The sequence below is a fragment of the Prevotella falsenii DSM 22864 = JCM 15124 genome (assembly GCF_000613945.1).
In the GTDB taxonomy this organism is placed as follows: domain Bacteria; phylum Bacteroidota; class Bacteroidia; order Bacteroidales; family Bacteroidaceae; genus Prevotella; species Prevotella falsenii.
In genome coordinates this window covers 12,697-34,005 of the sequence record NZ_BAJY01000018.1, presented here as the reverse complement: position 1 = coordinate 34,005, position 21,309 = coordinate 12,697, and the positions used below count along the sequence as shown (strand labels likewise).

Sequence of the window (21,309 nt, the reverse complement as noted above, 5' to 3'; positions counted from 1 at the left end):
TAAATTTGTATGGTCAGAATAAGAACTCATTCTATGAACAAAATACTATACGCTTTCATTGTCTTAATGACATTCACATCGTGCGCTAAGTCGTATTACATACAGGGTTCGTCGAACATTTCCAACCTCGACGGACGGAAACTATACCTTAAAGGCGGCTCTGCCGACACGCTGATAACCATCGATTCGTGCGATGTCGTACACGGAGAGTTCGCTTTCAGAGGCACGCTCGACTCCGTACAGATAGTGCAAGTGTATATGGACGATATGAATTTGCAGTTCCCCATCGTACTCGAAGAGGGCAATATATACCTGAAACTCGATAATACACAGTTGAATGTGAGTGGCACACCGCTGAACGACAAGCTCAATACCTTTTGGAAGAAGTTCACACAACTGCGCAACCAGTATGTGGAAATAGACCATGAGGAAGGCGCAGCATTATGAACGGACACGACGAGCAAGCTACCGATGCCCGCCTTATAAAGAAAGCATTGCAGGTATATGCCAATATCGACAAACTGTTTACGGCTTTCGTAACCGAAAACTTCGACAATGCACTCTCGCCGTGGGGTTTTCTCACGCGGGTGTCGTACGATATGACGCCGAATGCGTACCCTGTATGGATGAACGACTATCTTTATATGAATGCAATCAGCCAGTTGCCCTCGTGGGTAGAGTTCATTATAGCGAAAGCACCCGACAGTTTCAAGACCAATAGCGCAATAAAGGACTTCTACGAGAACTTCCAGCGTGCGCAAAAAGAAATGAACGGTATGGAAATGCCTGCACAGGAACCGATGCAGACAGGTATGACGGAAACGCCCAACAGCGACATTGTGCCGCCGACACCAGCCGAAATGGCAGGCGACACATTAACAGCAAGACAATAGAAACTACACATTATATATAGATACGACACACAATGAGGAAACTCATTCACGGCGGAACGATTGTCAATGAAGGACAAAGTTTCAGTGGCGCAATCGTCATTGAAGACAATCGGATTGCCGCTATCATGCCCGAAAACGAGCCACCCCGTAGCAATTTCGATGAAATCATCGATGCTACGGGGTGTTTCGTTATCCCGGGAATTATCGATACGCACGTCCATTTCCGCGAGCCGGGAATGGAAGACAAAGCAAACATAGAGAGCGAAAGCCGTGCGGCAGCCTACGGAGGGGTTACTTCGTTCTTCGAAATGCCCAACACGAACCCGCAGACCACTACGATTGACGCACTGAACGATAAGTTCGAGCGTGCCAAACGCAGTAGCCACATCAACTATTCGTTCTTCTTCGGGGCTACAAATGCCAACAGCGACACGATAACACAGCTCGACAAGCACCTTGTACCGGGCGTAAAGCTCTTCATGGGTGCATCTACTGGCAATATGTTGGTAGACCGACGCAGCGCATTGGAGAGCATTTTTGCCACCGCAGCCGCCGAAGGACTGCCCGTAATGACGCATTGCGAAGATTCGGGCATCATCAACGAGAATATGAAAAAGGCAAAGGCACTCTACGGCGACGACCCCGACATCAGCCACCACTACGAAATTCGGAGCGAAAAAGCGTGCCGGGAGAGTTCGCAACTGGCTGTGGAACTGGCACTGAAACACAAGACACGCCTGCACATTGCCCATCTTTCGACGGCTCGCGAGCTTGATTTGCTGCAACAACCGCCCGCCCGCGACTTCGTAACCATGGAGGCCGTGATAGCGCATCTTTATTTTACGAACGACGACTACGCCGTAAAGCGGGCACTGATAAAGTGCAATCCATCGGTGAAAACTGCGCACGACCGTGCCGAACTGCGCCGGGCACTTGCCGACGGACGCATCTCCACCGTTTCAACCGACCATGCGCCCCACCTCTTATCACAGAAACAAGGCGGTTGCGCCTGCGCCACTTCCGGCATGCCATGGTGCAATTCTCTCTACCGACGATGTTGGAACTTGTCGATAACGGCATTCTGACCATCGAACGATTGGTAGAACTCATGGCGCACTCCCCTGCCCGACTCTTCCAAATCGACGAACGCGGCTTCCTGCGCAAAGGCTATCGTGCCGACATCGCTATTGTAAAGCCCAACACACCTTGGACTGTAACCGAAGCAAATATACAGAGCAAGTGCAAATGGAGTCCGATGCAAGGACACCAATACAACTGGCGGGTACTGCATACGCTTTGCAACGGGGTGCATATCCTCGACAACGACAAGTTCGATGCCGACTATCGGGGCGAACAAATAACTTTCCGAAATACAAAACAATAAATCTATGATTGCCAGAATAGCCATTCCCTTGCTGCTCGTCATCGTACTTTCCGACGTTTATATAGACGCCCACTACTTTCGCAAGCGCATTCGGCTGTCGTGGCAACAAAGGCTCGCATGGTGGATTCCCACCATCTTCCTCGTGATTTACACCTGCGTTCTGGCATCGATACGCAACTTTGCACCGAACAATCTTACGTGGCTCAACACCTATTTGTTCCTACTGGGTGCATTCGTAGGCCCTAAAACCATCTTCGGCATCTGCTCGCTCATAGGCTGGGTGGTGCGCAAAACCATCATTCGCACGCGCCGAAACTATGGTCATTACGTAGGTGTGGCAGTCAGCAGCGTAACTCTTTCAGCCTATATGTACGGCTTGACTTTCGGCTTCTCGCAGATTAGGGTACGCCACGAAACGCTAACGGTGCGCAATCTGCCCAAAAGTTTCGACGGCTACCGCATCGTTCACGTGTCCGACCTCCACGTTGGTACGTTCAATGGTTGGCGCAAGACCATTCTCGAAGACGAAATGGACAGCATAAAGAACGCGAAAGCCGACCAAATTGTTTTCACGGGCGACTTGCAGAATATGCGTCCGGAAGAGATTTTGCCTTTCGTTCCGCTGCTGAAATCATCGATGCAGGGCACTATCGCCGTTCCGGGCAATCACGATTATGCCGAATATGTAGACCTTACGCCCGACGAAGAGCGAGAGCAGGTGGCACGGTTTGCCGACATCGTGCGCAATAAATTGGGGTGGACACTGCTGAAAAACAGCCACACAACCATACGGCGAGGCAACGACAGCATCGTTATCGCAGGCACAGAGAACGACGGCAAGCCACCTTTCCCGCAGAAAGCCGACTACAGGCAAACACTGAAGGGAGTGAAGCCAGACGCCTTTGTCATTATGTTGCAGCACGACCCATCGGCATGGAGGCGGCACATATTGCCTCAAAACTTGGCACAGATAACGCTGTGCGGACACACTCACGGCGGACAAATGCAGATTTTCGCTTCCGCCCCACACAACTGAGAGAGAAAAACGACTACGGCATCTATCGCAGTGGCGACCATATACTCAACGTAACGGCAGGCTTGGGTGGCTTTGCACCGTTCCGACTGAACATGCCGAACGAGATTGTGGTGATTACACTGAAAGCCGAAACATCAAAATAGCTACAATAAAAACAAACTATAATGCAACACAACAACAAAACAGCTGCATCGGCAGAACGCAAAACGCTTTTCGGAACAGTCCTCACACTGCTTTACCGACTCTATACGTTCTTCATTTTCCTGCCTCTTTTCCTGCTTGCATCGTTGATAACAGCCGTGGTAACGGCAGTTGGGTGTAGGCTTGGCGACGGCCATTTTTGGGGTTATCACCCCGGCAGACTGTGGGGACAGTTCGTTATTCGTGCCCTTTTCCTGCCTGTAAAGGTAGAGGGACGCGAGCATCTGCGCGACAAGCAAAGCTATGTGTTCGTTGCCAACCATCAAGGAGCGTTCGATATATTCCTCGTTTACGGTTTTCTCGGTCGCAATTTCAAGTGGCTGATGAAGAAGAGCATACGCAAAATACCCTTTGTAGGTATAGCTTGCGAGTACGCCCACCATATATTTGTAGACAAGTCGGGGGCGAGCAAGATAAAGCGAACCTACGACCAAGCCCGCGAAACCCTTCGCGAAGGCATGTCGGTAGTGGTATTTCCGGAGGGCGCACGCACCTTTACAGGTCATTTGGGTGTATTCCGTCGTGGCGCATTCATGCTGGCAAACGAGCTGCAACTACCCGTTTGTCCGATAACCATCAACGGCTCTTTCAACGTAATGCCGCGCACAAAAGACTGGCATTTCCCCGTTTGGCACCCCCTGACGCTCACCATTCACAAGCCCATAGAGCCGAAAGGAAAGGGCGCAGAGTTCGAGCAGGCAACCATGAAAGAGGCTTACGAAAGCGTGAACAGCGGCTTGGAAGAACAGTATAAAGGTTTTGTGGAGAACCCCGACCAATAGATTGGCAGACCAACAACAGAGGTTGGGAGCAGACAGGCAATGAAAGGGACACGCATATAGTTCTACTTTTCCGAACAGACGAAGTCTTTCGGCAGCTACACAATTGTTCGTGTGTTCCTCGTTTCATAGACGGGAAACAATCCATAAAACTGTAAACATTTTTCACACAGGTATCTATCGTGTAACTATCTTATTATCAACGCTTTTCAAAACCTATTGTTTTGCATTCTAAAACCGTAGGTTTTGCACGGTAAAAGCGGCTGTTTTGCATTGCAAAACCTACGCTTTTGCAATGTCAAAACGCAGTTATCACTTTTTAACAGAATAATCTTTACAAATATTTAATTCTGCCGACAGGATTCTCATCAATGTTATTCACATATTGCAGAGTGGTCTATATCGATACTTTTGCATGAAAAAAGAGTATGGAAAACCTGCTTTGTAGAAAGAAAAAGAATTATTCCTGACTTTTTAACGCAGAAAATTTGCTTCGTTAAAGAAAAATTGTTTATATTTGTAGCAGAATTAAGAATAGAGAGAATCTAAATCAAAACTAAGAATAAAGTTTTTAGTTCATCACTTAAAGGAAAAAGTAGTATAACAATCAAAACATAAAAAGAAGTCTAAAGAATGGGCTGACTACCCGGTTTAACAAAAGAAATGGAGCCAGAAACCATAAAAAACGGGGCGGATACGAAAAGCCATACGAGTAGTAAAACTAAAAAAATAATTACTATGTCTAATCAAGCTAACAAAAAGTTTTTAGTAACCTATGCAAATCAAGAAGTTGGTAAAGCTTCTGTAGTAAACCTATTAAAAGTAAACCAATCAAATTTGAAAGATGGAGTTTCTTTCATGTCTGCCGAAAAAGCTGATTTAAAAGATAATATCTTGCACTTTGAAAACGTTGGAATTTCGCTGCTTGAACTTACATCGGAAGAAGCAAAGGAACTTTCAACGCAAGAAGGTGTCTTGGCAGTAGAAGAAGATGTGAAAGTATTTGCATTGGATATGGAACCGGAAGGCTACGATCACGACTATCAGCCGGAGGTTTATATCAATCAGGAAGAAATGGCTAAACTGGAAGAACCTGTAAATATTAAAGGCGGAGCAAGAGTTAAAGGCGACTTTCGCACAAGAGAAGCCTTTGGTGAAACCGTTGTGCCATTTAAAGCACAGGACGAAAACACGATTGTCGGAGACAAGACTATTCCCGAAGAAGAAGCCAAACCTTTCAACTTTGCAAGGTTTTCCGGTCAAAGCAATTTAGGTGCAGACAACTTATTAGAAGCCGACAAGCAAGTTCAAACGCAAGAAGGCGGTTTTGCTGATGGGTATAAGAAAGCAATGATGGATATGTTCTCGTCGATGTTAGATGCAAATATCAAGAAAGAATCTTCTGATTCTTGCAATGCTGCTGCCGCATCGGCAGGAACACTCGACTCTGCCATGGCAATAAACGCATCGTATATTCCTTGGAATATCAGAATGGTAAAAGCACCCGAAGCATGGGCAAGAGGCTATGATGGCTGGGGTGTAAAGGTTGCCGTATTGGACACGGGCATTGATTATAACCACCCTGACCTATATGTTTATGGTGGTGCCGACTTCACAGGTTCAGGAAATTACATGGACTACTATGGACACGGTACGCATTGTGCTGGTATTATTGCTGCAAGAGAGTATCGAAATCAAGTTGTAGGTGTTGCTCCTCGCGCTAAACTCTATGCCGTAAAGGTTTTGGGTAATGATGGTTGGGGAGATACAAGCAATATCATTGCCGGAATGGATTGGTGCGTGAAGAATGGCATTAAGGTGGCAAGTATGAGCTTAGGTGGTGCCTATGCTCCGACCATAGCTTATAGAGAAGCTGTTTCAAGATGCCAGCAAAATGGAGTTCTTGTTGTTGCTTCGGCAGGAAATAGCGGACGTGGTAAATTTCCTTGGGTAGGTGCTCCTGCGAATTCAGCCAAAAATAATTGGTGGAGTACAAGTCCGATAGCAGTCGGTGCTGTTGATATAAATAATAATATTGCTGCTTTCTCATCAAGAGGACGACAAAAATCGCCATGGAATCCGGTTGGTTGTGTTGCTCCCGGAGTAAATGTCAGATCAACCTATTTAAATAAAAGTTATACTCAAATGGATGGTACAAGTATGGCTTGTCCACACGTTTCAGGACTTGCAGCTTTGCTATGGGAAAGATGGGGCACGAATACATGGACATATTGGATTAAGAAACAAATATTGATAGGTACTTACTACGGGCATTCGTACCCAAAGAGTGTGGAAAAGGGATTTGGTCTTATCAATTGCGATAGAGTGGTTTCAACCTATGAAATTAATGTCTTCTATAACAGTTGGAAAGAATGGTATCTGTTTAGATAAATTCAATACGAAGCAACACACAAAAGGCATCAGCTTAGTGTGAAGACTTCGTTGTAGCTTTGACATTGATGTGTAAATATTAAAATTGAATGTTATGGACAAAATAAGTTTTGAACTTCAAAGAGAGATAAACTCAAAACCGTTAGGAGAATTTGATGTTATCATCACATTGATGGAAGGCGTGAATGCAGAATCTCTCAACTTGAAAAGCTATCGTGTTCTGATGAGCAACATCTTGGCAGCCAGACTAACTGCAAAAGAAATACATGTCTTGGCACAGAACGAAGGTGTTCAAGCCATCGAACCCGATGCTAAGATGGGGATACTCTAAATCCTATAACATTAATACAAACCTGCTTAGACCGGATAACCCTTTCAATGAATATAATTTCTTCATGAAATGGCAAACAATTTGAGCAGGTTTGTTTTTTTATATTATATCTTTTTGGTTCAGCAAATCTTTTTCTAAAAGCAAGGAAAGTGAGGAATGCACGCAGCTGTTCAACCTTCTCTAACGTGAGTTCGATGTAAGAATTACATTGGTATATTACTTATAAGATACTTAAAGAAAGAACCGGTTACGATTTAATATGCTTATAATCAAAAAGAAATGAAGTATTTTCGTCCTCAAATTCTTACGCAAACTCACATTATTCTACGAACGAAAAGAAGACAATAAAAACGTAAACATTTTTCACAAACATAACTATCGCTTAACTCTTTATCCATCAGCGTATTACAAAACCTATTGTTTTGCATTCCAAAAGCGGCTGTTTTGCACGGTAAAACCGTAGGTTTTGCATCGCAAAACAGCCGCTTTCGCAACATCAAATCGAAATTATCGTTTTCCCTACGAATTATATTTACAAAATTAAGGGTATAGTCAAGTTCTGTGATAGAGTTTCTATAAAATTCTAATTTTCTTAGAACTTCTAAATAACCCCATTTTTCTTTGGTGTTAGAAATGCAATTGTTGCCTACAAGAAATACAATCGGTAGATATGAAAAACGTGGAAAACACATTATCGCCCCAATTGATATAAAGCAGAAAAAATAAGGTATAAAGAAGATTTCAATTAGGCTACAATTACATTAATATGAAACTTTATTTATCTTTGCAACAACGAATTGAACAATAAAGTAAAGATATACAGATAAAAACAAGCAAATAATACTTTGCCTATTTTTATCTGACATTAACTAAAAAAGGAGATAATATATGACAAAAGAAAAGTTTTTCGGAGCTATGGGTTGGGTTGGTATGGCAACATCGATATTGATGTACGTGTTCTACTTCCCACAAATCGAAAATAATCTGGCAGGGCACAAAGGTACTTTCATACAACCTTTTATGGCCGGCATCAACTGTACGCTATGGGTTTGCTACGGTCTCTTCAAGGAAAAGCGCGCCCTACCACTTGCTATTGCCAATACACCCGGCGTCATCTTTGGTTTCGTGGCTGCTTTCACAGCACTATAAAATAAGGTCGTTTTAACAGTTTCACATAGTAACAAACTATCTGCAAAGACATATTCTTAATATCTCTGCAGTGGGATAGACCGGCAACAATAAAGGCAGACGCTAAAGGTTAAACCTTCAGAACCTGCCTTAAACCCAAATCGGGCATTAGGACGCATTTGCTTATCTTTATTATTACCGTCATGCTTCCTTACCGGTTTCGTCCGCTTGCCGGCATCTGCGCAGCCATTCCATCTCGCCGTAGTCCGCTACGCCTTCGATGAAACACCGGCACAGCTGCTCAACAATCGAACAAAATCAGTAAAGGACGCTAATGAACGATTGGATTAAACTTTGTCTTTCTTTATTCAGTGTAGAACTTAACCAATTTCGTGATGGCGCGTTGGCACACCGGACAGAAGTTGGGGTTTTGGTTTGTGCGCATACGACAGTCGGGATAAGCACGGTAAACGCCGTGTTTCGAGTATCCTGCAGGCTCGTAAGCACCTATTTTCCATTTGTCTTGCTTCGCATTGGGCTTGTCAAGGTCGGCTGGTTGCGGCGTTGGCAATGGCGTATTCTTCGTTACCATATCCGCCCACTTCGATTGTAGGTCTACAAGCGTGGTAAGATTGGCTTCCCAAGGCTCTATGTCGTGCGGATACATCGGTATGTCGCCGTAGCCGTACTCGTCGCCCAAGCCTGCAAAAGAGTGTCCGAATTCGTGTACGACAACCGGTTTGAAAGCTGGGTGGCGCACCATGGAAAGGTTGTACGAGTTCAATATGCCGCCACCACCATAGTTTTCGGTGTTCACCAACACGATGATGTGCTCGTAAGGCGTGCCTGCCAGCCAGTTGTGCAGGGTCTTCAGATGCAGCGTAGTAAGGTATCTGTCGCTGTAAAAGGTGTCGAAATTAGAGTGTAGGGCGGTGTTTTTCCAAATTCCTTTGCCGGGGATTGACGTGCCACTCTCTGCCGATGGCGACTTCACGGCTACCACATTGAAGCGGTTGCGCAACGATTTGAACGGCTCGTGGGCAAACAGAGCCTCCATTGCCGTGCGGCAATCGTTCAGGAAAGCGGGCATTTCGGCATCGGTGTAACCTTCTGCCACGTAGGCAACGTGTATGCAACGTGTGGTGTCGGCAGCTTTTTGGAGGGTTTCGTAGGGCGTTACATATTTCTCGCCGATGCGCCGTATCAGTATGTCGGTAGGCACAACGGTATGGGTGAGTGCCGCCATCACGCGGCGACGGTTGTCGCGCAATTCGATGGTTACGTCAGCCGTATCTTTCGGGAAAGGTACGAGGAAAACATTCTCGAACGATTTTTTGATGGTCTTTGCTTCGTCGTAAGTGAGCCATTCTTGGAAAAGTGTAGAGAAAGAGTTGCGATAGATGACCTCCTTTGTGCGATGGTCGCGCACCGTGAGCTGTCCGTAACCTTCCACAGGCAGCTCGCTGAGCCTGTGTTTCTTGCCATACCATCGTGGCATACGGCAGAGTTCGTCCACGGCAATGGTTTGTTGGTGGGCGTTTCCTGCGAAATTGTAGTCTATACGCAACGTTGCATCTTCAAAATAGCGTTGAAAATCCTGCGCAAAAGCAAAGGTGCCGGCAAGCAGGAGCAATAGCAATAAGTTTATTTTCTTCATTTTTAAATAGATTTTTCGTTTGTTTGCAAATTTAATAATATTTTTCCGATTTCGTCCACACATTATATATATTTATAGACGGCAGGGATATTATTCAGCAGAAAATTCGTAATTTTGCAGAAAAGAAACTGCATTCAGGTACCGGAGTGCAAACTTTCATACCGCTTATGGGTATTATTTTTGCAAAAAAGAAACAATAATGAAGCATATTTCTTGGGGATTTATAGGCTGCGGAGAGGCTACGGAACGCAAGTCGGGAGCAGCTTTCAACGCTGTAACCGAGTCGCATGTGGAAGCTGTATTCAGCCGAAATGCAAGAAACGCACGCACCTACGCCAACCAACACGGCATACCACGCTGGTACACCGATGCACAACTGCTGGTGAACGACCCTAACGTGAATGCCGTCTACATAGCTACGCCACCATCGGCGCACGCCACCTACGCCATCATGGCGATGCGGGCGGGCAAGCCTTGCTTAATAGAGAAGCCGTTGGCAGCGTCGTACGAAGACTGCGTGCGCATCAACCGTGTGGCTGAACAGACGGGCGTGCCCTGCTTTGTGGCTTACTATCGTCGCTATCTACCTTATTTTAAGAAGGTGAAAGAGATTTTGCAATGCGGCGCAATCGGAAAGGTGCTCACTATGCAGATACGCTTTGCCGTGCCCGCAACGGAACTCGAAGACGACAATTCGGACGAACTGCCGTGGCGATTGCAGCCTCAAGAGGCAGGCAGAGGATATTTCTACGACCTTGCACCCCATCAGATTGACTTGTTGCAGAGCATGTTTGGCGTCATCGTAAAGGCACACGGATACACCGCAAACCGCACCGGACTGTACGAAGTGGAAGATACGGTGAACGCTGTGTTTCGCTTTGAAAGTGGACTTTGTGGCAGTGGGTCGTGGAGTTTCACCGCTCACGAAAGCGCAAAAGAGGACTGTATCGAGATTTACGGCACGAAAGGGCGAATTATTTTCTCGGTTTACAACTACGAACCCATTACCCTCTACACCAGCGAAGGTGTGCAATACCTCGACATAAAGAACCCCCACTATGTGCAAGAACCCCTTATTCGTGCCGTGGTACAGGACCTTCAGGGATATGGCAAATGCGAAATAAACAGCATAGAGCTACTCCTACCAACTGGGTAATGGACAGAATATTAGGCAAATACTAACGCTATGCTCGCCAAAGCCATTATCTTCTGCCTGCTATCGTTGCTTTTCGCCCCTGCAACATGGGCTGAAAGCAACATTGTAACCATACCCGAAAACGCAGAGCGGCAACGCTTCGACAGTGTAAAATGGCAACGCCCGGACACCACAAAACGCTGGTACAGGCGACACTTGCGCAATGTAGAAAAGACGATGAACAAGATGAACGACATCGATACCGTCTACATTGAACCGCAGCGGTACAACTTCACGGCAATGATACAGAACACCAACAACTTCGAAGTGTATGTGCTCAACAGCCAACAACGCCACAGAGTAACCTTTGCACCCGAACCTGCCATACGCATCGGTCCCTATATTGGGTGGCGATGGATATTCCTCGGCTACACCATTGATATTAAACACCCGTTTTTCAACAGCACGGAACAAAAGCGAAAAGAGTTCGACCTCAGTCTCTACAGTTCGAAAATAGGCATCGACCTCTATTATCGGAAGACGGGACAGGACTTTAAAATACGCCACTTGTCGATGGGCGACAAGACCAACACAAAACCTTTGGAGGGCATTGACTTCGACGGAGTGGAGTCTACCGTAAAGGGATTTAACATCTACTATATATTCAACCATCGCCGTTTCTCCTATCCTGCTGCTTTCAGTCAAAGCACCGTGCAACGAAAATCGGCAGGCAGCCCCCTCATCGGCATCGGTTACACAAGACACTCGCTAAAGGTAGACTGGCCCGAATTTTACCGATTGGCGTTTGAGCACCTGCAGATGAAGGGCAATATAGAAGACATCGAGAACACGCTCGAAGCAGAAGAAATACGCTATACCAACTTTTCCGTCAGCGGCGGCTACGCCTACAACTACGTGTTTGCACACAACTGGCTGCTCGCAGCATCGGCAACGCTCGGTCTTGCCTACAAGCACAACGGCGGAAAGATTGTCGAAGAGAATTTCTCGTTGCGCCGAATCATATCCAACAACATCAACATAGACGGCACAACACGCTTCGGGTTGGTATGGAACAACACAAAATGGTATGCCGGCATGAGTGCCATTATGCACGCTTTCAACTACCGACGCGACCATTTTTCTACGCGCAACCTTTTCGGAAACCTGAATTTCTACGTGGGTATGAACTTCGGAAAGCGAGGAAAAGCAAAGAAAAACAAAGATAAAACAGCAACGAAATGAGGACAATAAGATTTCTTTTGCCGCTCGCAATGCTTGCTTTGCTCTCGGTTGGCAACGCAACAACCACACGAACTGCCCGCTACTCCTCCGCCTTTGCAACTGAAAAGCACAGCCAACAAAGCACGGAAAAGGCTGCAACATCGGACTCTGCCCGCATAGAACGCCTGCTTTCGGATCTGCTCCCCTTACGGTCAAAACTGTCAAAAGAGGATATGATACTGAAAGCGGCACGCCATTTCGTTGGCATTCCCTACGTTGCACACTCGCTCGACCGCAACAGCGAAGAAACGCTCGTAGTGAATACGCGGGAAATGGACTGCACAACCTATCTCGAAACCGTTATCGCTGTGGTGCTCTGCATAGACCGAAACCACAGTCGTTTCAGCGATTTCAAGCGCATGTTACAAAGTATTCGCTATCGACAGGGACGCCTTACCTACGAAAACCGACTGCATTACTACCAATGGTGGGTAACCGACAATGCGCAAATGGGGTTCGTCAAGGAAATAGTTTCGCCGAACCCGCCCTTCACCGCTACGCAACGACTGAAGATAAACTACATGAGCGAGAACCACAATGCCTACGACATGCTGCGTAACTGCCCCAAACGTGTGGCAGCCATAAAGAGACAGGAAGACCAAACCAACGGCACCATAGTGCGATACATACCTAAAAGCCGGCTGACGAACACTGCACTGCTGCGCAAAGTGGTGCGCAACGGCGACATTATTGCCATTACGACCAACAAACGCAACCTCGATACAACCCATTTGGGCTTCGCCGTGTGGCACAGCGACGGACTTCACCTACTGAACGCATCGAGCCTGAAGAAAAACGGCAGCCGGGTGGTAGAACCAAAAGAAACCCTTTACCAATACTTAATGCAGCGACCGCAAAACCCGGGCATACGTGTGGCAAGGCTGATATTAGATAATCTTTGTTAATTCTTCCTAATTCGCGTTCCTCACAGCGCACAAACACACCATTAATAAAAAGGAAATTCGTAACTTTGCACAGTTTTTATGCCGTTTAGGCTCGAATAAGTGCGGGAAAGATGCTCCGCCGCCTATCGGTGAAACCGTTTACAATAAATAAAATGTACGCAATTGTAGAAATTAACGGTCAGCAGTTTAAGGTCGAAGAAGGGAAGAAACTCTTCGTGAACCACATCAAAGATGCGGAAGAAGGCAAGACTGTTGAGTTTGACAAAGTTCTGCTCTTAGACAACGAGGGAACGGTCACAGTGGGCGCACCTACTGTTAGTGGTGCAAAAGTAATAGCCGAGGTGGTAAACCCACTTGTAAAGGGTGATAAGGTAATCGTCTTCAAAATGAAGCGTCGCAAGGACTCTCGCAAGAAGAACGGTCATCGTTCACACTTCACACAGGTAGAGATTAAAACAATTAACGCTTAAATTTAGGAGGACAGGAAATGGCTCATAAAAAAGGTGTCGGTAGTTCTAAGAACGGACGCGAATCGCATTCAAAGCGTTTAGGTGTTAAAATCGGAGGTGGTCAGAAGATTATCGCAGGCAACATTATCGTACGCCAGCGCGGTAACAAGCACTACCCGGGTGAAAACGTAGCACAAGGTAAAGACGATACACTCTACGCTCTCGCAAACGGTATCGTTTACTTCCACAGAGGTAAGTACAACAAGAGCAAGGTCTCTGTACTCTCTGAAGAAGCATACGCTGCAAAAACACAAACACCGGAAGCGTAAAGCAAAACAAACAAAACTATTCCAAACAAACAACATAGTCCCGAATTTCCAATGGAAGTTCGGGATTTATGCGTTTTAAAGGCATAGGTTATCTGCTTATAAAGGTGCATTTAACACCTTTCGGCTATGTAGGGGCACGATTTATCATCACATTGCTGACACCAAAGGAAAAGCGACGTCATCTAAAGATACTACGAAAAATAGGAAATCCTAGGATTTCTATGATAGAACTTTACAACATCTCTTTAATAGTTTGCTTGCATATACTTGTATGCAAACATAGTTAAAGAATTGTTCAATTTCCATCATTCTACCCCGCTCTATACCAATTCGTTGTACTTCTATCTTGTCTTTCTTCCCTGTCGCAACTATTATTGTGTTATTGATTTTACAAATGCAGCTTCCATCTTTTGCATCTTATTACAGAAGTCTGCATACGATGATGCCTCTTTACTGATTTCAATACCATATATAGAAAGAGTAGCAGCACTTCCTTTCAGCTGAGAAGTGGGAACCTTAAGCTGTTTCTCTTCCAGTGGAGCAACAAATCCTCCTTTATTAACTTGTAAGGCTGTTATGTACGCAATCAATTGATGAATATCGTCAGGGGCTACATTTGAAACACTTTCATAGCTGCCAAGTCGTTTATATTTAGCGTCAAGTACCATATTGTCCTTATAGAAATCCGGAAAACGGATACCACTACGGTCTTCAAAAAGGTATATACCATTTTTGCGAAGTTTATTTTCCGGGTGTATAAACCCAACCTCATACAGAATGGTATTCACATATTCTTCCCATAGCCACGCACCATCGAATAAGATGCCGCAAATTTCTTCATCATTCTCACCGTACTTAACTTCTTCCATTCGTAGAATTTGTAAGCAGAGATTTTGTAGTGGTCGATATTCCGTATAATAAGAATGATTTTTTATTCGGAGGTTTTTGCCCACGATATTGTTTCGTTCATGCTTGTTATATAAAGGTGTATGTTCAACGATAGCATCTACGTTTTCTTTCGTTTCGCGGTCGATATTCAAGACTGTTTCTCCATACTTTTTGGTTTTCATAAACTCAATGGTATGCCGAATAAGTTCTGTCATATCGTTGTCGCGGCTATATTCGCGGGTCGAATAGGCAATATTGCCGTTGAAAGGTATATTTCTTGCAATGTGCCGACTAATGTCTATCGTTCCTCTAAGATTAGTATCGTTATGTTTAAAGTGCTGATACTCTCTATATATGCCTTGCCGTAAAGCTGCTTTCAGGAAATACGGAAACATAAACATAATGAAATCGAATACATCTTCCTGCTCATTATTATGGTTGAGATCGAAAAGATTGAACGACAAAACCTTTTGAAGCATGTAATGCAACAGGTAATCGTCGCGCCCGGCATCAAATCTTGACTTAATCTTAAGCTGAACTTTATTTATACCGATAAAGCCCATTATATTGCCGGTAGCAATGCGTACTTTTTCCACATCATCGGTATTTAAGATGTTAATGACAGAAGAACCGCCCACCTTATCGTCAGTTTCTTTGATGCTGTGTGGGAAGATGATCAGGCCTTCGTTATCTCTGCATAGTTCGGCAATCGTTTTATCTGCAATTGGAAACAAAGCAGCAACCTCCTTTCGCAGGAATGTTTGGGTATCTGCCCGCCCGACATTGTTGTCTGTCAGATTAATTCTCATCTGTCAATTCTGAAATATTTGAATGCTCTTCTTCTTTTTGGGCAAAATAAGCCATACTGAATTTATTGATAATATCGTCTGTATTGCGAAATCCGCGAAGATATTCTCGCAGCAAAGGCTCTATATTCATCTTCCATAACTTATCGAAATCGCCTCCGTTCTCGCCAAGTTTTAAGAAGTAAGACGGTCCTATCATATAGGCAGACCCCAATCCTTCTGTTTCTTCAATGGCTTTATTCAAACGAGCCATCGTTTCTTTGGCTTCCTCTACACATGACAGTTCGTCGAGCATAGATTCCGTATCGGCAGGCGTAACCTCCACCCAAGAAAAGCGACGACGCATGGCAAAGTCCATATTCTCTACACTACGGTCAATGTCGTTCATTGTTCCAATGATAAAAACATTTTCCGGAACAAAGAAACCGTCCTTGAATGAGTCGCCATCTTCTATTATATTTTGGTACTGGGTATTCACTTTCCCATTCTCTCCCCTATATCCCGTCGATAGAAAAGAACAATTCGCCGAATATTTTTGAAATATCGCCACGGTTAATCTCATCGATTATGAATACATATTTCTTTATTTCAACTGGCGAAACGTCTACGGACGGCTTTTTAGCAGCTTGCTTTTTAATGATGTTATAAAGTACATAGATGTACGAGTCTTGCTGTGTGCGATGCTTTCTGTGGAAGTGTTCTTGAATATCCTTACCGCTTTTAACAGTTATATTCTTCTCCATTAAGTCGATAAAGTCGGCTTTTGATAGCTTCACCAATCTTGTTTTCTCATTCGCAGGAACCTCCACAGTAATGGTACGCTCATTGTTTTCAACTATAGAAAAACTGTTTTTAGTACCCGAAGTATTGAACGGCATTCTATTATCAATAGCCTCTTCTATGAAGTCTTCTAATATTTCTCGGACCGAAGTCTCTTGTTGTAGCGTTTGAATGGTTTTCTTTGAGTCCTTAAAATTCTGCAAAGCTTTAGCACAAAAGTCCTTAAAGACACCATTACGCAGTTCAAATCCGAAGTTATCGCAGTCTTTCACAGGGCGCAAACCTTCTACAAAGTCGGTGTAATCGTACGAAGGGTGGAACTGTACAAAAGCCATTTCGTCGTCAGAACAACCCATTTCTTTGGCAATAGCCTTCGCCATAAACGTCTTACCGGTTCCGGGTGCACCCGTAAGAACTAAATTTTTGTTCTGCTCAAGCAGTTCTATGTATTTGGCATACTTCATCGTAGGTTCATCGGTTCTTACACTGCTTATATAGTTTATTATTTCTTTATCCGTACATTCATCGATGGTTTTTCGGTAACGACCGTATTTAGAGCCATCAAAGTCCATCTGTCCTTGCCAAAAATAGTTCACCTTATAAGATACATTAGTGCTTGTTCCTTCTTCTCTTATAAAACCTTCGTCGCTTGTAACTTCCCCAAGAGTAAATAGACGTACACACGGTATATTGTGTTTATTCCCTTTGGTAAACGACGATTTTAGAATAATAATATCGCCTTTTTTTATTGTCTTGGCGAGCTTCAATTGGCGTTGTCCATCGGGGTTGTCATTGAACCACGCTTCCCAAATACCTTCTTCTACAAAGCGAGACTGTTGTGATTCCGTTCCATCAAAGAAGTATCCGACACACCAATAACGAGGTTTCCACAACAATGAATAAAGAAAGCCAAGCTGTTTCGGGAACGAAACAAAGAGTACCCATAGTATATCTTGCGCCAAAAGCAAGTCTGACTTAACATAATTCTCAATAGATGGAGCCACCAAATCGTGCAGTTCGTTGTCGTTTTCAACAATATGCAGGAGCGGTTTAATGAGTTCCATAAAATGAGAATAGCATTTACCTGTTGTCTTTGGTGGTATATTTAAACATTGGCAAACCTTATTGTATAGCCCATACTTATAAGTTGTATAGGTATTGGGGTCGATACAAGTCAATATTGCCGATGCAGTGCGCTCATCGTTTGCATACAAGTTCTGTTTGTTATTGTCCGGAACATCTGCTATTTTCTGCATGGTAGCAGCGAAATCCTGAATGCGCTTATCCAGCAATACTTGCCCATCTGCCAGTGATTGGATAGCCTTTTCAAGCTCTTTGGGACGATTTTTTATCACAAAGTCGAGCGTTGGACTAACCAATTGTGTATTAACCAAGTTCGTAACACGCACTTTATCGACAATGCTTATAAAGTCCTTGCCTTGGCATTCGGTTATAAGTTGCCACTTATAAGCCTCGTTCCATTTATCATCGTCAATAGGAATATCCTTTCTTAGACTTTTGTAACATTCCACCAAATACCGGTACAAGTATTCTTCGATAGCCTCTGTGAGTTCGGGGCGAAGCCGCCATTCAAACGTTCCCTCACTGCCTTTGGGCAGGTCTTTGCCTTCTGCCATCGGCACTAACCAATAGCATGGCTTTCCATTTGGGCGGATAACCTGAAACCTACCTAGCTTCTTCTGAACATATTCTCCACACTTGGTAATATAGGAATTGAGCGATTGAGGATTGCCCCCGAATTCATTGCAGATAGAAACACAAGAGCCTCTATGGTCAGGGGCGTAGAACACCTTTATCAAAGCTTCCTTATAAAGGACAGGCATTGCAGAATCTTTCAGTAACTCTAACCATTCCTCTTTGCTAACTCCGATGTCGCACGAAGCAACATCGCCGTTCTGAATAATCTCTATTTTGTCCATACTGTTACCAAATATTTTAATTTTACGTTTAAAATATCCCTGTTATTTGCGATGTTATGTAAACATCGCCGGTTCAAATATAGCAGATGCCCTCAACCTTTTAGTGCTGCGGATATATCATCAAATACTATTAGTTGACTTTTCATAAACCCAATAGATTTAAGTTTCTGCTTTTTTGTTTTACAAAGGTAATGTTTTTTCTGTATAGCACAAACAGAAATGCGTTGAAAAACCTTTCTTCTTATTATTCGGTTGGGTATTTTTTGTTTTGCCAACTCTGTGCTTTTGAAACGTTAAAGAGAGACGCCCGCTTTCTTGTAAGTTTCTTTTATGGTGTCGGGAGTGTACAACTGAAACCGAAAAATATAGCAGTATGTTTGGAAGTATGGCAAAAATGCCGTGTATCTGCATATAGATGAAAACATAAGAAAAGCATTGTCTATGATAGCAAGTTTCTCTATGGTTTTGTAAAGATAATTCTGAAGAAAAACAAGAAATTCGATTTTGCATTGCGAAACCGTAGGTTTTGCAACGCAAAACCTACGGTTTTACCGTGCAAAACAGCCGCTTTTGGAATGCAAAACAATAGGTTTTGCAAAGTATTGGTAATGAAATAGTTACGCGATAGCTATGCTTGCGAAAAATATTTACATTTTTATCGTTTATTTTCCATATATAATTAAGGCGTGCGAACGAAACGGAATAAGGTGCTAAAGCGATGTTACAACCTCTCAAACTCTCTGTAAGACGTATGGAAATGTAGTTTCTTTATTTGCTTTCATCAGCATAATGCTTCGTTTTTTCTATATCATTTCTTTAATAGTTTGGTTGCATACTTGTATGTAAACATTGTTAAATTGTTATTCAAGTCCCATTGTGTAACTTCACTCTGTACCAAGTCGTTGTGCTTCTTGCTTATATCTTTCAGAGCGTTTCCTACCGATTTTCGTACATATTCGCTTTCGTGAGCCTTGTTTTTAGCAATCAGCTCAATTGCCATCAATGGATTTTCTTTGAAGAATGGACGACTTGTCCAAATCCTTAAGCCCTCTGTTACTGCACGAATAATATTTGGGTTATCGTCGTTTATCCATTCTTCGATGAGCGGTAAGCAAGTTTCATAACCCCTATGCCTGCAAACATCATCGAAAGCCTTTGCAAGCATCTCCTGTACGCGCCAGTTTTTATCGACACCCACTTGTTCTTTCAGAAAGCAAAGTGCATCGTTATCCTCTGTTGCCAGTCGCCCCAGCATTGTTGTTGCCAACATTCGGACTTGATAGGCATCGTGTCCGAACAGCTTGAGTGCAAATTCAAAGCATTCTTCCTTCGAGTATGTCGAAATAATTTCATCGGTTGCATCAATGATATGTTGAAATCCATGCTCTATTTGCCGTATCTTGTTCAGTATGTTGTCTATTTCCATAGTTGTATTTTTACAATTCCGATATTTTCGTCTTGCCTATCTTTATTGCCATAACTATTATTGCGTCGTTAATTTTACAATACTATTAAAAAGTAGCAACTGTGTTTTGGTATTGCAAAAGCGTAGATTTTATAACGAACTGACAATAAAGTTATCATACAACAGATACACTTATAAGAAATGTTTACAGCTTTTTAGTTGTTCTTCCACGCTTGAAACAAGGTGGATAAGGGCAAATCTCTACACCCGGTTGCCTTCTTTGGGGAATACCACGGCGGGCTTGAACGCTTTCGCTTCCTCAAAGTCCATCAAGGCATAGCTGATGATGATGACCGTGTCGCCTACTTGAACCTTGCGTGCCGCAGCACCGTTCAGACAGATACAGCCCGTGCCTCGCTCACCTTTTATAATATAAGTCTCGAACCGTTCACCGTTGTTGTTGTCCACTATCTGAACCTTTTCGCCGGCAATCATGTTGGCAGCGTCCATCAAGTCCTCGTCGATGGTGATACTGCCTATATAGTTAAGGTTGGCTTCGGTAACCTTAACACAGTGTAACTTGCTCTTCAATACTTCTATCTGCATAATGTTTAGTCCTTATATTTAATGTGGTCGATAAGTCGGACAGGCGTTTTACCGCAATAAACCGTGATGCAACCCACCACGTATGGCGTGTCGTCCCACGACTGTACAGGCAGTAAGGTGTTGCCGTCTACGATGTCGAAATACTCCACTTCTAAGCCTTCTATGGCATTAATGCCTGCTACGACCTTGTCGTGAAGTTGCTGAACGCTCATCTTTCCTACTTCGCCGGTGCTCGACTTCAACACCTTATATATATTAGGAGCTATGGCACGCTCGTCGGCAGACAGCAGCGAGTTGCGCGAACTCTTTGCCAATCCGTCGGCATCGCGCACAATGGGGCACTCCACAATCTCGATGTTCATGTTTATGAAGTCTACAAGTCGCTTCACCACAGCTATCTGTTGCCAATCTTTTTCGCCGAAGTAGGCACGGTCGGGGCGCACCATATAGAACAAACGGCTGACAACTTGGCACACGCCGTTGAAGTGTCCCGGTCGTTTCGCCCCCTCCATAACCGTCGATTGCGGCGGAAACTCGAACCGGCGCATATCAGGCGTGGGGTACATCTCGCTCACCGATGGTGCAAAAACATAGTCGGCACCACACGCTTCCACAAGTTTGCAATCGGCGTCTAACGTGCGTGGATAGCGTTCTAAGTCGCCCTTGTCGTTAAACTGTGTGGGATTGAGGAACACCGACACTACGGTTACATCGTTCTGCTGCACGCTCTGTCTTACCAACGAAGCGTGCCCGTCGTGCAATGCGCCCATCGTGGGTACAAGTCCGACGGTTTTTCCCTGCCTGCGAACCTCGAAAAGTTCGTTCTGTAAATCGACAACCTTTTCAAATACCTTCATTTTGAACTTTCTGTAATTCGAGTGCAAAGTAACAACAATTTTATTTAAAACTCGTAAGAATACGCTAAAAATATGCCAATATTCTACCTTTTATACACGTTTTCAAAACTTTCAAGCCGTAATATCAA

General features: G+C 44.2%; 16 protein-coding genes and 4 pseudogenes. 13 read left to right on the top strand and 7 right to left on the bottom strand.

Annotated elements, in window-relative coordinates; all coding sequences use genetic code 11:
* The first annotated feature begins 33 nt into the window (after nucleotides 1-33).
* The 8 genes and pseudogenes from JCM15124_RS13790 (at nucleotide 34) to JCM15124_RS16960 (ending at nucleotide 8,494) form a co-directional block, all read left to right on the top strand.
* Nucleotides 34-893 (top strand): annotated as a pseudogene (locus JCM15124_RS13790) (DUF4369 domain-containing protein).
* A 32-nt stretch (nucleotides 894-925) separates the two neighbouring features.
* Nucleotides 926-2,277, top strand: a pseudogene (locus JCM15124_RS13785) (dihydroorotase).
* A 4-nt stretch (nucleotides 2,278-2,281) separates the two neighbouring features.
* Nucleotides 2,282-3,456, top strand: a pseudogene (locus JCM15124_RS13780) (metallophosphoesterase).
* A 21-nt stretch (nucleotides 3,457-3,477) separates the two neighbouring features.
* Nucleotides 3,478-4,296 carry a lysophospholipid acyltransferase family protein gene (locus JCM15124_RS07930; RefSeq protein ID WP_024998996.1) on the top strand — a complete coding sequence of 273 codons (819 nt, stop codon included), beginning with the start codon at nucleotides 3,478-3,480 and terminating at the stop codon, nucleotides 4,294-4,296.
* A gap of 834 nt (nucleotides 4,297-5,130) precedes the next feature.
* Nucleotides 5,131-6,684 carry a S8 family peptidase gene (locus JCM15124_RS07925; RefSeq protein ID WP_232220131.1) on the top strand — a complete coding sequence of 518 codons (1,554 nt, stop codon included), beginning with the start codon at nucleotides 5,131-5,133 and terminating at the stop codon, nucleotides 6,682-6,684.
* A gap of 94 nt (nucleotides 6,685-6,778) precedes the next feature.
* The gene (locus JCM15124_RS07920) at nucleotides 6,779-7,015 is read left to right on the top strand and encodes a protease inhibitor I9 family protein (RefSeq protein ID WP_024998994.1); all 237 of its coding nucleotides are present in this window, start codon (nucleotides 6,779-6,781) and stop codon (nucleotides 7,013-7,015) included.
* Nucleotides 7,016-7,903: 888 nt separating this feature from the next.
* Complete coding sequence (locus tag JCM15124_RS07915; protein ID WP_024998993.1) at nucleotides 7,904-8,164, top strand: hypothetical protein; 261 nt, start codon at nucleotides 7,904-7,906, stop codon at nucleotides 8,162-8,164.
* Between the two features lie 207 nt (nucleotides 8,165-8,371).
* Nucleotides 8,372-8,494: a hypothetical protein gene (locus JCM15124_RS16960; RefSeq protein WP_262499274.1), complete on the top strand. Its 123-nt coding sequence runs from the start codon at nucleotides 8,372-8,374 to the stop codon at nucleotides 8,492-8,494.
* A 13-nt stretch (nucleotides 8,495-8,507) separates the two neighbouring features.
* Here the strand turns inward: JCM15124_RS16960 and JCM15124_RS07910 are convergent, their stop codons facing one another.
* Nucleotides 8,508-9,800, bottom strand: coding sequence for a M64 family metallopeptidase (locus tag JCM15124_RS07910; RefSeq protein WP_024998992.1), 1,293 nt, complete (start codon nucleotides 9,798-9,800; stop codon nucleotides 8,508-8,510).
* A 199-nt stretch (nucleotides 9,801-9,999) separates the two neighbouring features.
* On the opposite strand from JCM15124_RS07910, the pseudogene JCM15124_RS13775 reads away from it, so the two are divergent.
* The 5 genes and pseudogenes from JCM15124_RS13775 to rpmA all read left to right on the top strand — a co-directional run bounded on the left by JCM15124_RS13775 (nucleotide 10,000) and on the right by rpmA (nucleotide 13,899).
* Nucleotides 10,000-10,982, top strand: a pseudogene (locus tag JCM15124_RS13775) (Gfo/Idh/MocA family protein).
* 4 nt (nucleotides 10,983-10,986) lie between these two features.
* Entirely contained in the window at nucleotides 10,987-12,177 is a 1,191-nt protein-coding gene (locus JCM15124_RS07900; protein ID WP_024998991.1) for a DUF4421 domain-containing protein, read from the top strand.
* Nucleotides 12,174-13,121 carry an N-acetylmuramoyl-L-alanine amidase-like domain-containing protein gene (locus JCM15124_RS07895; RefSeq protein ID WP_024998990.1) on the top strand — a complete coding sequence of 316 codons (948 nt, stop codon included), beginning with the start codon at nucleotides 12,174-12,176 and terminating at the stop codon, nucleotides 13,119-13,121. The genes JCM15124_RS07900 and JCM15124_RS07895 overlap by 4 nt, the downstream gene beginning before the upstream one ends.
* Nucleotides 13,122-13,273: 152 nt before the next feature.
* Nucleotides 13,274-13,591, top strand: coding sequence for a 50S ribosomal protein L21 (gene rplU / locus JCM15124_RS07890; RefSeq protein WP_024998989.1), 318 nt, complete (start codon nucleotides 13,274-13,276; stop codon nucleotides 13,589-13,591).
* 17 nt (nucleotides 13,592-13,608) lie between these two features.
* Nucleotides 13,609-13,899 (top strand): 50S ribosomal protein L27, encoded by a 291-nt coding sequence (gene rpmA, locus JCM15124_RS07885; protein WP_014708378.1) that lies wholly within the window; start codon nucleotides 13,609-13,611, stop codon nucleotides 13,897-13,899.
* A 371-nt stretch (nucleotides 13,900-14,270) separates the two neighbouring features.
* Here rpmA and JCM15124_RS07880 read toward each other — a convergent pair whose 3' ends face one another.
* The 6 genes from JCM15124_RS07880 to panC all read right to left on the bottom strand — a co-directional run bounded on the left by JCM15124_RS07880 (nucleotide 14,271) and on the right by panC (nucleotide 21,181).
* Nucleotides 14,271-15,596, bottom strand: a complete 1,326-nt coding sequence (locus tag JCM15124_RS07880) for a 5-methylcytosine restriction system specificity protein McrC (RefSeq protein WP_024998988.1) — start codon at nucleotides 15,594-15,596, stop codon at nucleotides 14,271-14,273.
* Nucleotides 15,586-16,071: a 5-methylcytosine-specific restriction endonuclease subunit McrB gene (locus JCM15124_RS16615; RefSeq protein ID WP_051527372.1), complete on the bottom strand. Its 486-nt coding sequence runs from the start codon at nucleotides 16,069-16,071 to the stop codon at nucleotides 15,586-15,588. Before JCM15124_RS16615 ends, JCM15124_RS07880 begins: the two co-directional genes overlap by 11 nt.
* 16 nt (nucleotides 16,072-16,087) lie before the next feature.
* Complete coding sequence (locus JCM15124_RS16610) at nucleotides 16,088-18,313, bottom strand: nSTAND3 domain-containing NTPase (protein ID WP_051527371.1); 2,226 nt, start codon at nucleotides 18,311-18,313, stop codon at nucleotides 16,088-16,090.
* A gap of 808 nt (nucleotides 18,314-19,121) precedes the next feature.
* Nucleotides 19,122-19,739 carry a DNA alkylation repair protein gene (locus tag JCM15124_RS07865; RefSeq protein WP_024998987.1) on the bottom strand — a complete coding sequence of 206 codons (618 nt, stop codon included), beginning with the start codon at nucleotides 19,737-19,739 and terminating at the stop codon, nucleotides 19,122-19,124.
* Nucleotides 19,740-19,979: 240 nt separating this feature from the next.
* On the bottom strand, nucleotides 19,980-20,324 hold the full coding sequence (gene panD / locus JCM15124_RS07860; RefSeq protein ID WP_024998986.1) for an aspartate 1-decarboxylase: 345 nt from the start codon (nucleotides 20,322-20,324) through the stop codon (nucleotides 19,980-19,982).
* A 5-nt stretch (nucleotides 20,325-20,329) separates the two neighbouring features.
* The gene (gene panC, locus JCM15124_RS07855; protein WP_024998985.1) at nucleotides 20,330-21,181 is read right to left on the bottom strand and encodes a pantoate--beta-alanine ligase; all 852 of its coding nucleotides are present in this window, start codon (nucleotides 21,179-21,181) and stop codon (nucleotides 20,330-20,332) included.
* Nucleotides 21,182-21,309: the final 128 nt, after the last annotated feature.

What these genes read in the sequence shown, in the direction of transcription:
- JCM15124_RS07865 (WP_024998987.1), bottom strand. Translation starts at nt 19,739, where the DNA reads ATGGAAATAGACAACATACTGAACAAGATACGGCAAATAGAGCATGGA.
- JCM15124_RS07900 (WP_024998991.1), top strand. Translation starts at nt 10,987, where the DNA reads ATGCTCGCCAAAGCCATTATCTTCTGCCTGCTATCGTTGCTTTTCGCC.
- JCM15124_RS16610 (WP_051527371.1), bottom strand. Translation starts at nt 18,313, where the DNA reads ATGGACAAAATAGAGATTATTCAGAACGGCGATGTTGCTTCGTGCGAC.
- rplU (WP_024998989.1), top strand. Translation starts at nt 13,274, where the DNA reads ATGTACGCAATTGTAGAAATTAACGGTCAGCAGTTTAAGGTCGAAGAA.
- rpmA (WP_014708378.1), top strand. Translation starts at nt 13,609, where the DNA reads ATGGCTCATAAAAAAGGTGTCGGTAGTTCTAAGAACGGACGCGAATCG.
- JCM15124_RS07920 (WP_024998994.1), top strand. Translation starts at nt 6,779, where the DNA reads ATGGACAAAATAAGTTTTGAACTTCAAAGAGAGATAAACTCAAAACCG.
- panD (WP_024998986.1), bottom strand. Translation starts at nt 20,324, where the DNA reads ATGCAGATAGAAGTATTGAAGAGCAAGTTACACTGTGTTAAGGTTACC.
- JCM15124_RS07915 (WP_024998993.1), top strand. Translation starts at nt 7,904, where the DNA reads ATGACAAAAGAAAAGTTTTTCGGAGCTATGGGTTGGGTTGGTATGGCA.
- JCM15124_RS07880 (WP_024998988.1), bottom strand. Translation starts at nt 15,596, where the DNA reads ATGAGAATTAATCTGACAGACAACAATGTCGGGCGGGCAGATACCCAA.
- panC (WP_024998985.1), bottom strand. Translation starts at nt 21,181, where the DNA reads ATGAAGGTATTTGAAAAGGTTGTCGATTTACAGAACGAACTTTTCGAG.
- JCM15124_RS07910 (WP_024998992.1), bottom strand. Translation starts at nt 9,800, where the DNA reads ATGAAGAAAATAAACTTATTGCTATTGCTCCTGCTTGCCGGCACCTTT.
- JCM15124_RS07930 (WP_024998996.1), top strand. Translation starts at nt 3,478, where the DNA reads ATGCAACACAACAACAAAACAGCTGCATCGGCAGAACGCAAAACGCTT.
- JCM15124_RS07895 (WP_024998990.1), top strand. Translation starts at nt 12,174, where the DNA reads ATGAGGACAATAAGATTTCTTTTGCCGCTCGCAATGCTTGCTTTGCTC.